This is a genomic window from Planotetraspora sp. A-T 1434 (genome assembly GCF_025420585.1).
In the GTDB taxonomy this organism is placed as follows: Bacteria; Actinomycetota; Actinomycetes; order Streptosporangiales; family Streptosporangiaceae; genus JAOEGB01.
This window is the reverse complement of the sequence record NZ_JAOEGB010000015.1, coordinates 163,490-176,715: the sequence shown is the minus strand read 5'-3', so window position 1 is coordinate 176,715 and position 13,226 is coordinate 163,490. Positions and strand designations below refer to the sequence as shown.

At 70.1% G+C, this 13,226-nt stretch carries 8 protein-coding genes; 7 read left to right on the top strand and 1 reads right to left on the bottom strand.

From position 1 onward, the window contains the following. Positions 1 to 6 precede the first annotated feature (6 nt). Complete coding sequence (locus tag N5079_RS20935) at positions 7 to 1,302, bottom strand: DNA recombination protein RmuC (RefSeq protein WP_410007815.1); 1,296 nt, start codon at positions 1,300 to 1,302, stop codon at positions 7 to 9. Positions 1,303 to 1,420: 118 nt separating this feature from the next. On the opposite strand from N5079_RS20935, the gene ychF reads away from it, so the two are divergent. From ychF to N5079_RS20900, 7 genes are all read left to right on the top strand, one after another. Continuing rightward, positions 1,421 to 2,509 carry a redox-regulated ATPase YchF gene (ychF, locus tag N5079_RS20930; protein ID WP_261585638.1) on the top strand — a complete coding sequence of 363 codons (1,089 nt, stop codon included), beginning with the start codon at positions 1,421 to 1,423 and terminating at the stop codon, positions 2,507 to 2,509. Positions 2,510 to 2,708: 199 nt separating this feature from the next. Beyond that, positions 2,709 to 3,197 carry a hypothetical protein gene (locus tag N5079_RS20925; protein ID WP_261585637.1) on the top strand — a complete coding sequence of 163 codons (489 nt, stop codon included), beginning with the start codon at positions 2,709 to 2,711 and terminating at the stop codon, positions 3,195 to 3,197. 1,266 nt (positions 3,198 to 4,463) lie between these two features. Further along, complete coding sequence (locus tag N5079_RS20920) at positions 4,464 to 5,474, top strand: conjugal transfer protein (RefSeq protein ID WP_261585636.1); 1,011 nt, start codon at positions 4,464 to 4,466, stop codon at positions 5,472 to 5,474. 65 nt (positions 5,475 to 5,539) lie between these two features. Then, positions 5,540 to 5,812, top strand: a complete 273-nt coding sequence (locus N5079_RS20915; RefSeq protein WP_261585635.1) for a hypothetical protein — start codon at positions 5,540 to 5,542, stop codon at positions 5,810 to 5,812. 21 nt (positions 5,813 to 5,833) lie between these two features. Next, positions 5,834 to 8,407: a TcpE family conjugal transfer membrane protein gene (locus N5079_RS20910; RefSeq protein ID WP_261585634.1), complete on the top strand. Its 2,574-nt coding sequence runs from the start codon at positions 5,834 to 5,836 to the stop codon at positions 8,405 to 8,407. Then, complete coding sequence (locus N5079_RS20905; protein ID WP_261585633.1) at positions 8,407 to 10,884, top strand: ATP-binding protein; 2,478 nt, start codon at positions 8,407 to 8,409, stop codon at positions 10,882 to 10,884. Before N5079_RS20910 ends, N5079_RS20905 begins: the two co-directional genes overlap by 1 nt. Next, positions 10,881 to 13,226 (top strand): type IV secretion system protein, encoded by a 2,346-nt coding sequence (locus N5079_RS20900; RefSeq protein WP_261585632.1) that lies wholly within the window; start codon positions 10,881 to 10,883, stop codon positions 13,224 to 13,226. The genes N5079_RS20905 and N5079_RS20900 overlap by 4 nt, the downstream gene beginning before the upstream one ends.

Below are 13,226 nucleotides of genomic sequence, written 5' to 3'. Positions count from 1 at the left end.
CCCCCCTTACGACAAGTCTCGCGTCAATTTACCGTTCTGACGATGGAAAGGAGGGGGGCTTACCTGCTCTTCACCGTCGGCTTCCGGCATCCCCACGAGGCGCGGGACCTCCTCCACCAGCTCAGGTGAAGTCAGCGGGGAGTCCACGATGCCGAGGTCGTTCATCTTGCGGGCACTCACCAGGACTCTGCTCTCTAAGGAGCCCACCGTCCGGTTGTAGGCCACGACCGCCTTCGTGAGGGCCCGGCCGAGCCCGTCGACGTGACGGCCAAGGCCACCGAGCCGCTCGTACAGCTCCTTGCCGAGGTCGAAGACCGCGCGGGCGTTCTCGCTGAGCGCGGCCTGCTGCCAGGCGTACTGAGCCGTGCGGAGCATGGTGATCAGCGTGGTTGGGGTGGCGATGTGCACCCGCCTGTTCATGGCGTACTCCAGCAGGCCCGGATCGCGCTCCAGCGCGGGCGCGAGGAACGCCTCGCCGGGGATGAACAGCACCATGAACTCGGGCGCCGGGCTGAACGCCTGCCAGTAGGACTTCGCGGCCAGCCGGTCGATGTGCTCGCGGACGTGGCGGGCATGGGCGTCGAGCCGCGCCGAGATCAGGTCGGGGTCGGTGGCCTCGGCGGCTTCGAGGTACGCGGCCAGCGAGACCTTGGAGTCCACGATGATGTTCTTGCCGCCGCTCAGCCGTACGACCATGTCGGGGCGGACCACACCGTCGCGGGTCACGGCGCTGACCTGCTCGTCGAAGTCGCAGAACCGGGCCATGCCGGCTATCTCGGCCACCCGGCGGAGCTGGAGCTCGCCCCACCGGCCGCGCGCCTCGGGCCGCTGGAGCGCCCTGACCAGCGCTGTCGTCTGGGTCTTGAGCTGCTCCGAGCTCTGCCGTACGAACTCCATCTGCTTGCTGAGCTCGGCGCGGGCGGCCCGGGCGCCCAGCTCGCTCTCGCGGAGCTGGGATTCGACCTTGGCAAGGGTGTCCTTGAGCGGCCCGACCAGGTTCTCCACGGCCAGCCTCCGCTGGTCGAGGTCGCCCGCGGCCTCCGCGCGCGTGGTGTTCAGCCGGTTCTCGGCGAGCTCCAGGAAGCGCAGGTTGGCGACGTCGAGGACGCGGGCGGAGATGGCCTGGAATCTCTCGGAGAGCTGGTTCTCGACGTAGACGACCTTGTCCTCGGCCGCTCTCATCCTCGCCTCCGCCTCCGCGAGCCTGACGGCGACCTCCGTGGCCGCCCTGGCCCGTCCGAGCGCGAAGCCGATCGCCAGCCCGGCGGCCAGCCCCACGGCGAGCACGAGTACGAGAGCCATGACGTCCACGCCTGATGATCCCAGGTCGTCCGTTCTCGGAGGGGGAGGCGCGCGCACACGCCGCAGATGACGCGGCTGATGTCCGGCGCACTGGTCTCGGCCCGTAAACTCGGCCTACGTGAGCCTGAGCATCGGCATCGTCGGCCTGCCCAACGTCGGCAAGTCAACGCTTTTCAACGCGTTGACCAAGAGTGGCAACGCCCTGGCGGCGAACTACCCGTTCGCCACGATCGAGCCCAACGTGGGCATCGTGGGCGTGCCCGACCCGCGGCTGGAGAAGCTGGCCGAGATCTACGGATCCGCGCGGGTTCTGCCCGCCAAGGTGGAGTTCGTGGACATCGCGGGCCTGGTCAAGGGTGCTTCCGAAGGTCAGGGACGAGGCAACCAGTTCCTCGCCAACATTCGCGAGACCGACGCCATCTGCCAGGTCATCCGGGTGTTCACCGACCCCGACGTCACGCACGTCGACGGCGATGTCGCCCCGGAGCGGGACATCGAGACGATCAACACCGAGCTGATCCTCGCCGACCTGCAGACGATCGAGAAGGCGATTCCCCGGCTCCAGAAGGAGGCCAGGACCAACAAGGACCGCAAGGTCCTGCTGGAGGCGGCCGAGGCCGCGGCCAAGCTCCTCGACACCGGCACGACGCTGTACGCCGGGGGCAAAGCGGCCGGGATCGACCTCGCCGACCTGCGCGAGCTCCACCTCCTCACGGCCAAGCCGTTCCTGTACGTCTTCAATCTGGACGCGGACGAGCTGGTGGACACCGACCTCCGGGCGAAGCTGTCGGCCATCGTCGCTCCGGCCGAGGCCGTGTTCCTCGACGCCAAGATCGAGTCCGAGCTGGTCGAGCTGCCGGACGACGAGGCGCTCGAACTGCTGCAGTCGGTGGGCCAGGAGGAGTCCGGCCTGGCGCAGCTGGCGCGGGTGGGTTTCGAGACGCTCGGCCTGCAGACCTACCTGACCGCCGGTCCGAAGGAGACCCGGGCCTGGACGATCCGCAGGGGCGCCACGGCTCCCGAGGCCGCCGGGGTCATCCACACCGACTTCCAGCGTGGGTTCATCAAGGCCGAGGTCATCTCGTTCGACGACCTCATCGAGGCCGGCTCGATGACCGCCGCGAGGTCCGCCGGCAAGGCCCGCATCGAGGGCAAGGACTACGTCATGCGCGACGGCGACGTCGTGGAGTTCCGCTTCAACGTCTGAAAGCGCGGCAACTCTTGAAAAGCGCTCTTGAACGGAGCCGGCGCGGCAATGAGCATGCCAGAGGGGCACGGGCGAAAACGTCCGTGCCCCCCTGCTATTCCGCTACTCCAGCGATCGGCTGATACGTCACGGGTCGATGTTCGCCCGGTGGTATCGGCTGGTCCGATAGCTCACTTGCCCCGCGTGCCGGGCGTGGCGCGTGAACGTCATCGGGCGGGTGTACCTCACCTGGCTGGTGAAGGTCATCGGGCGGGTGTACCTCACGTGGCGCGTGAAGGTCACCGGGCGGGTGATCGTCTCCATCCGGGTGACCGGGCGGGTGATCGTCTCCATGCGGGTGACCGGGCGGGTGATCGTCTCCATGCGGGTCACCGGGCGGGTGATCGTCTCCATCCGGGTCACCGGACGGGTGGCCGTCTCCATGCGGATGACCGGGCGGGTGATCGTCTCCATGCGGGTAACCCTCACCGGGCGGGTGAAGGTGACCTGGCGGGTGTACGTCGCCGGGCGGGTGAAGGTGACCTGGCGGGTGTACGTCGCCGGGCGGCTGTACCTCGTCGGGCGGCTGTACGTCTCACTGCCGGCTGCCTCAGAGCATTCGCTCAGGCGGCTCAGACGGCTCAGACGGCTCAGACGGCTCGTCCGGCTGTACGACGCCGGATTGCTGAGGCTTGCCTCTTCGCTGTAGCTGGTGGGGTTGTAGCTGGATTCCTCACCAGACGCGCTGCCGATTCTGCTCTGGCTGTATCCGCTCTCCTGGACGGATCCGCGCTCGGGAATGGATCCGCTTTCCTGCTCGTATCCGCTTTCCCGCACGGATCCGAGGCTGCTGCTCTCTTCTGATCCGTCGCCGTGGGCCGCATGCAGTGCCGCACGGTTCGCGCTGACTGCTGCCGCCATGGCGGACTGGTGGTGGACGGAGGCCTGGGCAGCTCCGGCCGGCCCGAGGGCGACGACCGTGAGAACCGCTGGGCCGAGTAGCAACGAGAATCGTTTGCCATGCATAGAGATGACTCCTCTCCGATCATGCCGAATGCGGCGATCGGGATTGCCATTCCATCGTTGGCATGCATTTCGGAGCGCGTCTAGGTGAATTGACCTCCCTTAGGGCGATCGGCCCCCTAGTTCGTGCCTGTGCGCGCCCATGGGTTTCCGGAAGGCGTCTGCCGATGGAACCGGGATTTGCCTCGCATTGCTGATGCGATACAACCCCTCATCGGCTGATAATGAATTTACTCGCCATGCCTTGTGTATTTTGGAATAGCACGAACCGACCTTTCTTCGTCGCATTCGGCGACGCCACCTTCGGCAGATGGCCGATCACCGGTGTGCGCGGTCGTACGGCATGGGTTGAGGCCTCACCGCGACCGGGTGACTCTCGTGGGGCGGACGGCCCGGGAGGACCGGACCCTCGCCGGCATGACGGGCCCGCGCCGCCGCCTCACGGCCACCCGGTGACGGAGGCTGTCCGGAAGGCCGGTCGGACCAAGCGGGCGTGAGGATGCCCGCAAGATCTGGAGCCAGGCGGCGATCCGGCGGCGGGGCCGCCGCGCCGCCGGAGTCACAGGGGAGTCAGTGAACGGGAAAAGCGGCAGTTCAGAGCGGGTGTAAGCGCAATGTGGCAGTCCGGGGGCCCTGCGCTCGGGGCTCTCTTCGACGCTGGATCGCCGCGTCGACAGTCCTCTGAGCTGCGGGGACAGCAATTCGTGGCGGTTAGGTAATCGATGTCCCCGCTGGCCAGGCGTAACGTGCTTTTCCGCAGAGCGGATAGGTGTGGGGCGTCTCATCGGGATGTAGACCTGGTTTGCTCGGTCGCGGCGATGCTTGCACCATGGGCGTGGCTTACCTGGAAGAATTGGCGAGACCGCTAAGGTGAATACTTCAATGCGGCTAACCGGATCGAGAGTAAGACGACACCGCGCCAGCCGGGGGGATCGGCGCGAGCGGAGGCGTGATGGCTCGCAGGTCAACCGTCCAGCAGGATCCTCGGATCGCTGGCGACCCCGAGTCGTACCCTCCGGACGGTTTTGATCGGGTGCCTGTCGCGGGCAGGACTTCGCCCCGGCGCGGGGGCTGGGGTGGCGGCGGGGGCCGCTGGCTCGTCTGGGTCGGCCGCGTCGTTCTCTGGGCGCTCATCATCGTGATCGTCGTCAACGGTGTCCGGGCGCCGTTCGAGCGGCTGAGCCAGAACGCCGGCACGACAGGCGCGACGGCCGGGCCCGCCGATTCGGGGTTCCCGGTGACGCAGGCCGCCGCCTTCGCCGACCAGTTCGCCGCGGTCTACCTGAATTACGACGCCGCCAATCCCCAGCAGCGGGCTGAACGGCTGAGGGCATTCGTTCCCACAGGCGGGGAGCAGTTCGGCTGGAACGGCTACGGCCGGATGTCCGCCGGGGCCTTCCAGTTCGCCGGAATCAAGGTGCTCGGCCCGAACAACGCGGTCGTGACGGTGAGCTACCAGTCCGGCGGCAGCCGCGGACTGCTCTCCGTGCCGGTTTACTACGACGGCGCCCGGTTCGTCGTTGCCGCGCAGCCGGGGTTGCTGCCCGCAGGGGGCCCGGCGGGCCTTCCGCAGCTTCCCGATCCCGACCGCGACAAGGCCGCGGAAGCCGAGTTGCAACCGCAACTCGAGGGCTTCTTCAAGGCGTTCGCCGCGGGCAACCAGGTGGACCTCCAGCGGTATGTCGCGAGCGGCGTGACGATCGAGGGCTTCGACGGGCAGTTCTCTCTGGCACAGCTCAAGGACGTCGTCGTGCCGCAGGGCGCGGCGAACACCAGGGAGGTCACCGCCGTGGTCGTGTGGGCAGTGTCGTCGGGCGGGGCGGACGCCGTCCCGACCCCCGGGTCCGACAACCCGGTCACTCAGCCCGCCGGCCTGGAACAGGCCTACCAGCTGACCATGGAGAAGCAGGGCGGCAAGTGGTTCGTCAGGCAGATCCAGGGTGCGAGCCGGTCCGTGGGGTAGCGCATGCCCGGCCACGACATCGCTGATCCATACCCCCGGGAGGGCGAGAATTGATCCTGAAAACCATGGTGGACGGTGTTTTCACACTGGCCAGTCCGTCGCCCCCGCCGACGACGGGAATCAACACCGCGGGCCTGGCGGACTTCCTCCGCACCTTCTTCGCCCCGCTTTTCCTCGCGGTCGTCTCCGTCGTGGCCATCTTCTTCCTCTTCACCCGAGAGATCACCAGATTTGTGCAGTTCATCATCCTGGCGATCGCAATCGGCGTGATCTTCTATGTCCCCAACATCATCGAGGTGACGGCGAAGGCGATCGCGGGCGCGCTCGGCATCAAGTGATCCGGCGGAGAGGAGGAACGGGTGGATCTGCCCACATATACCAATATTTGGCGAATTGAGAAGCGGCTGTACAAGCTGTACGACCTACGGCTGCCGATGCCGCTTCCCATCGTCTGGATCGGTGTGTTCGTGGGCGTGCTCGCCCCGTGGTCGCTGTTCCTCTACCTCATCGGCCTGCCGTTCGCGGCTCCCTGGCATGTCCTCTACCTGGTCCCTCCGGGCGTCCTGACCTGGCTTTCCACCCGGCCCGTCATCGAGAGCAAGCGACTGACGGAGCTCCTGCAGTCGCAGCTCCGCTACATGGCCGAGCCGCGCACGTGGTGCCGCATGGCCCCCGTCAGCGAGCCCGGCGAGATCACCTTCACGGCGCGTGTCTGGCGGACCGCTCCACTGCCGTCGCTCGGCATGGAGGAGGCGGTAACGGCCCAGGAGCCGCGCAAGCCGGCCGCCAAAGCGGCCAAGAAGGCCGCCGGCAAGGCGGCGAACAAGCCTGGCAAGGCCGGCCGTACGGCACCGGCCAAGGCTCCCGCCGCCGTCATGGCCAAGCCACCCGCTCCGGCCGGAGGCAGGGGCAGGGCCAGGGCCGTCGAGCCGTGGTCCCCGGAGCGCGCCGCTCCCGCCCGCTCCGTGCCCGGCCTCGCAGCCGTCCCTCCTCCGGCCGCCGAGCCCGCTGCGCCGGGCCCTCCTGGGACGGTGCACCCGGCGGTCGCCGCCGCTGCCGCCGCCGCGGCCCCGGTGGCCGACACCTCCACTGCGGCGTCGTGGAGTACGGCTGCCGCCCCCGCGAAGGGGCTCCCGCCGGGGCACAGCCGTGCGGAAGTCGCCCCAGGCCAGCCGGTCTTCTACATGCCGGAGCCGTCCGAGCGTGCCGCCCCGGACCCGGCGCCCCCAGCCGAACTGCCCGGAGTGGCGGAGCAATCAAGCTCGGTGGAGCGGGCAGGATCCGCTGGAGCGGCCTCCGGGGAACCGGCCGCCGCCATCCCGCCCATCGGCACGGAGGCGCTCCGACGGCTCCGCAGGCTGGCCGCCTCCGCTGAGCCTCCCGCCGCACGGCCCGCCGCCTTGGATCCGGTACGGCCCACCGGCGCGGAGGACACCGTTTCGCCCAGTGCTGCCGACGCCATCAAGCAGTCCAGCGGCCGGGATGCCGTGCGGTACAGCGCTCGCGATGCCGTACGGCCGAGCGGCCCCGATCGTGGGCGGCCCAGTGGCCCGGATGTGGAGGGCGCCGGCACTGACGTTGATCCCGCACACATCTTGGGAGAGAAGCCAAGCCAACAGCCCGCAGTGGAGCAGCCCATCACGACGGCTGTTCCGGACGAGCGCGAGAGCGCATCTGACGAGCAACCGAGGGAGCCCTCGGATGCGGCCGACGACCGCATGGACGCTCGGGAGCAGCACAGGAAGGGGCAGCCGCCGCGCCTGGTCCGGCGGCCTGAGCCCCGGCCGGGCGCTGAGGCGGCGGAGCCTCGGATGGGGGCACCCCGGGGTGGCGCGGCGGAACCTCGCGGCAGGCAGCAGGGCGGCAGGGAACCGGGCGACGCGTCCGCGGGGGCTGCGGGGGTGTCGATCCGGGCTGTTCCGGCGGGACCGCTGAGCGGCGGGCCCGGGGGCCCGGCCAGCCCGGCCGTGCCTCCGGCTCCGAGAACCGCTCCCACGCCCGCCGCTCCGGCGGACGAGCCGCCCAGGGTCCGTCGCGTGGAGTCCGTCGTGGGGCGTGACCCCTCGGGTGGCTGGCGCAGGCTCGCCCAGGTCGTCGTCGGCGGGAGCCGTACCGACGGAATGGAGATCGACGAGGCGCGGACCCGCACGGTCCTCACGTCCAGCAGGCGGATCATGGTGCTGGGCTGCACCGGCGGCGCGGGACAGACGACGACGGCGCTGATGCTGGGGCACACGCTGGCCCGCTACCGGCAGGACCGGGTGCTGGCCCTCGACGCGAACACCGGTGACAACACGTTGACGAGCAGGATCCAGGCCGAGTCGCCCGAGACGCTGAGCTCTCTCCTCGAAGGCTCGGACACGGTGAGCGGCTACCTCGGCATGCGGGCGTACACGACCCGCTGCGAGTCGGGCCTGGAGGTCGTCGGCGCGGACACCGACGACGGGGCCGCCCAGCGGCTGGCGGACCGCGCGCGCCTGGCCGACTGGCGGCGGACTCTCAGCGCACTCGACCGGCACTACCGCCTGATCGTGGTGGACCCCGCGGCTTCGCTCGCGGCGCGGCTGCTGCCGTACGCCGACCAGTTAGTGCTGGTCGCCCCGGCGAGCGAGGACGCGCCGGACGCGATCGCGATGACGTACGAGTGGCTCGACGGCCATGGCTGCTCGGACCTGCGGCGCAGAGCGGTGATGGTGATCAACGGCGTGAGCCGCCGGAGCCTTCCGGACGTCGAACAGGCCGAGGCGGTGGCCAGCGGCCGGTGCCGGGCGATCGTCCGCGTCCCGTGGGAGGACGAGCTCGCTCCCGGGCGTCCTGAACCGGTTGACGTCAACCACCTCCGGACCGGCGGCCGCAGGGCGTACGTTGCACTTGCGGGAGTGATCGTGAATGGCCTGGCGGCGATCCAGGCCAAGCAGGAGGTGGCGAGATAATGAGCAGGGCGCGAAGCCGCCTCGCGGTGCGGTACTTCGACGATCGCGTCCTTCTGACCGACTCGGCGGCGTGGGCATACTTCCGGCTGCCGACGGTGAGCTACGAGTTCCTCACCCCCGAGGAGCGCGAGGCGCTCGCCAACAACATCACGATCGCGCTGGCGGCCATCAGGATGCCCGACGCCGAGGTGCACCTGCGCATCGCCCACCGGGCCTATCCGGCCGCCGAGTGGGCGATGGCGCTCAACAACACCTCCGACGAGGGCCCGGGCTGGCGTGAGTACCTGGAGGAGATGTACCGGCACGTCTGGGCGAAGGACTTCTGGAGCAAGGAGGTCTACCTCGGCGTACGGCTCGGCCCGCGTGGCGCCCAGCTCGGCTCGGGAGTGCTGGCCCAGCTCTTCGGGTTCTACCAGCGGAGCGAGAAGGCCCTCGGGATCGACGACGACCACGTCCCCGAGCGGGAGATCGAGCGGTGGACGGACGGAGCGGAACGGCTCGGCCGCGCCCTCGCCTCCAGCGCCCTCTACGCCCGCCACGCCACCTCCACCGAGATCGCCTGGCTGTTCCAGCACGCCGCCGCGGGTGCGCTCGGCGAGCCGCTTCCGTCGGCCTCGCCGCGCCGCAGATGGGGCAAGGGCGAGATCGAGTCGCTGGTCGAGGGGCAGATCCACAACGGCCGGTCGCTGCTGCGGATCGAGCAGCCGTCGGGCGACTCCTTCACGGCCCACCTGTCGTTCGCCCGCTTCCCCGACCTCATGGCCTTTCCCGACGGGGAGCCGTGGCTGCACTTCGCCGACCAGCTTCCGTTCCCGGTGGAGATCTCCAGCAGGATGCGGCTGATCCCGCCGGTCCGGGCCAGCAAGGACGTGGCGCGCAAGCTCGCCCACGCCCGCGACATGGACATCCACATCCGTGAGGCGGGAGCGGAGGCGCCGCTCGCGCTGGCGGAGCAGATCGACGCCGCCCGGATGCTGGAGCACGGGATCACCAAGGAGCGCCTCCCCTTCGTGTACGGCTGGCACCGGCTGAGCGTGAGCGCGCCCACGGAGGAGATCTGCGTCCAGCGGGTCGAGGCTGTCGTGGAGCACTACCGCGACCTGGGCATCGACGTGGTCAACTCCACCGGTGACCAGTTCTCGCTGTTCTGCGAGGCCCTTCCGGGGGAGAAGATCCGGGTCAACGCGTACGCGCAGAGGCAGCCGCTGCGAACGATCGCGGGAGGCATGGCCACCGCGACCGTCGAGCTCGGCGACCGGGTCGACGAGTCGAACGCCGGGTGGGTCGGGCCGTACATCGGGGAGACCCTGGGGCGGGCCCGCAGCATCGTCCACTTCGACCCGCTGGTGGCGGCGACGCGCAACCGCCCGACGGCCATCGCGATCACGGGTGAGCCCGGCGGCGGCAAGACGACCCTCGCCCTGCTGCTCATCTACCAGATGGCCCTGCGCGGCGTGACGGTCGCGGTCATCGACCCCAAGGGCGACGCCGAGTCGCTCGTGCAGCTCCTCCACCGGCGCGGCCGGAGGGCGCGGATCATCCCGCTCGGCTCGGCCGCGCCCGGCCTGCTCGACCCGTTCTCGTTCGGCGACGACATCGCGGCCAAGAAGACGATGGCCAGCGAGACGCTGCGCCTGCTCCTCCCGCGCATGTCGGAGGAGCGCGAGTCGGCGATGATCCAGGCGGTGGCGGCGGTCTCCAACGAGCCCGACCCGTCCCTCGGCAAGGTGGTCGACCATCTGGAGAAGTCGGCGGACCCGGCGTCGAAGAACCTCGGGGCCGTGCTGCGCTCGATGTCCGAGATGCACCTGGCCAGGCTCTGCTTCGACCCGTCGGGAGGCGACCAGATCGACACCGAGGGGTGGACGACGGTCTTCACGCTGGGCGGGCTGACCCTGCCGGACGTCACGACCGTCCGCGACGACTACTCCTACGAGCAGCGGCTGTCGGTCGCCCTGCTCTATCTCGTCTCGCAGTTCGCCCGGCGGCTGATGAACGGCCTCGACCGGCGGACTCCCAAGGCGATCTTCCTTGACGAGGCGTGGGCGATCACGTCCACGCCGGAGGGCGCCAAGCTGGTGCCCGAGGTCTCCAGGATGGGCCGGTCCCGCAACACGGCGCTCGTCCTGGTGTCGCAGAACGCCGGTGACCTGCTCAGCGAGCAGGTGACCAACTGCCTGTCGTCGGTCTTCGCGTTCCGCTCCACGGAGCGGGTGGAGGTCGAGCACGTGATGGAGCTTCTCGGCGTGGACCCGTCGGAGGAGCACAAGGGCGTGCTTCGCTCGCTCGGCAACGGCGAGTGCGTGTTCCGGGATCTGGACGGCCGGGCGGGCCGTATCGGGGTGGACCTGATCTCGGAGGAACTGCTGCGTTGGCTCGACACCAATCCGACGCACGACAAACCAAGCGAGAACGGGCATGATCTTCTTGACGGGGGCTCCGGTCGGTCGGGGGTCGCGCAGGAGGTGCGGTCTTGAGATTGCGCAGGAACGGTCGCGGTCGGTCCGGAGTTCGGCGCAGGCTCGCCCTGCTCCTCGTCGTCTTCGCGGCGTTCGTGACGCTGCCACTGGTCTTCCCGGTCGACACGGCGAGCGCGGTCGGGCCGTGTGACCTGTCGTCCGACCTCGCGCCCGAAAGCGTGGGCGGGGGAGTCGACGGCCTGGTCAAGGCTCCGGCGCCCGACAACGGAGACACGGGCGCCGCCACCGGCGCGAGCGTCGGAGCCGGGACGCTGACCGGCGTGGCGCCCGCCCCGAAGACGGCCGCCACCAACTACGACCGGTACGGCATGGCCGGGCAGTTCTGGCACACCTACGGGCTGGGCTGCTCCGACGTGGCGGCGGTGCTCGGTAACGCCTGGGCGAACACGATCTTCTCGTGGGCCAAGGCCGTCGACCGGCTGACGATCACGACCTACCAGGCGGCGGCCACCGAAGGGCCGCTGCAACCCATCAAGGACGTGGTCGACAAGATCGTCACAAACCTGGCCAACGCCATGTACTGGCCCTATCTGCGGCCGATCGTCATCCTCGGCGCGATCTGGCTGGCCTGGTTCGGCCTGATCCGCAAGCGGGCGACCACGACCACCGAGGGCGTCATCTGGATGGTGCTGGCGGTCACCGTGGCGATCTGGTTCTTCAGCCGCCCCGGCGACTTCACCGGGCTGGGGAAGACGGTGACCGACAAGACCGGCGAGGTGATCAACTCCGCCTTCTCCGGACTTCCGGGCGCGGGCGGGGCCTCGTGTCTTCCGGCGAAGGGCGACACCACCGCGCAGGCTCAAGCGGGCGGATACGGCCACACGGGCACGCCCGGCGTCGCTCAGAACGCCGACGCGCTGTGGTCCACGCTGGTCTGCAAGCCGTGGCTGATGGGCGAGTTCGGCACGGCCGACGCAAACGCTCCGGTGGTGCGCGCCTTCGGCTCCAAGCTGCTCGACATCCAGGCGATCGACGCCGACGAGCAGGCCGCCAAGCAGATGCCCGGCAGCGACGCCCACCAGAAGCGCTTCGAGGAGGAGGTCGTCAAGCCTCTGGAGAACACCTCGGTGTTCTTCCTGCTCCAGGGCAAGGACTGGACCGGCCGCCTCGGCATCGCGATCGGCGCGTTCATCGCGGCCATGGTCGCCGGTGTGCTCATCTTCCTGGTCGCGGTGTCGCTGCTCGTGCTGAAGGTGGGCTTCCTGCTGCTGCTGATGCTCGGGCCGGTGTTCCTGCTGATCGGCGTGCATCCAGGCTCGGGGCGGATCATCGCGATGCGCTGGGTCGAGATGCTGGTCGGCACGCTCCTCCGGCAGGCCGTACTGGCGCTCGTGCTCGGCATCCTGATCTACGGCTATTCGCTGATCATTTCCACCAACCTGCCATGGGGCATGCAGATCATGTTCATGGCGCTGCTGACGATCGCGGTGTTCTTCTACCGGCGGCCGTTCCAGCACCTGTTCGCCTCCATGGACGGCCACACGATCGCGACGCGGATGCTCGGGGAGGCCGCCGCCGCGCCAACCCTGTCGCGGGCGGCCAACGCCCTGCCTCCTGTGGCCGCCACGCGCGCGGCCCGCTGGGGGCTGCGCAAGGCCGAGCCGGTCATCGGCGCGGCCGCGATGGCGAGCGGAGCGGGCAGCGCGGCCGCTGCCGCCTCCGCGGTGGCCCAGGGCCGAGTCCGGGGCGAGGAAGGCGCCGCCGGTGCCGGTGCCGCCGCCGGTCAGGCCGGCGCGAGGGCCGGGGCGCAGCCCGTGCCTCTGGAGACCGAGGCGCAGGCCGCCGGGCGGCGCAAGGCCGGCGGAGCGGTTCCCCGCACCGGCTCGGCGCCGCCGCTCAACCTCACCGGGGTGAGGCCGTCGAGTCCTGTACGGCCCGCCGGGCCGGCCCGGGTTCCGTCGCCCGCGGGTCCCAGCACGGGCTCCGGTTCCCCGCCTTCGGGTGCGGGCTCTCGGGGATCCTCCGGCTCGGGTTCGCCGAGTTCCGGATCCGGCGGCGGCGGGGGCTGGTTCAGCGGCCGATCCGGAGGCTGGGCCTCGCGGCCCTCCACGCCGAGCGGCTCTCGGGGGTCGGGAGGCCGTTCGTCCGGTGGGCGTTCATCCGGGGGTCGCTCGTCGAGCGGCCGTTCGTCCGGTGGGGGCGGCGGCCTGTTCGGCGGTGGTTCCGGCTCCGGCTCGGGCGGTTCGGGCGCCCGGCCGCGTCCCGCGCCGCCGCGGGAGAGCAGGTCACGGTCGTCGGAGGCGCCCCCTCTGTGGCTCCCGAGCAGGGGGGACAGCGGGCGAGGGTCCGACGACGGCCCCGCGCCGTTCTGGGCGCGGCCCGCCGACAGCGACTCGTGA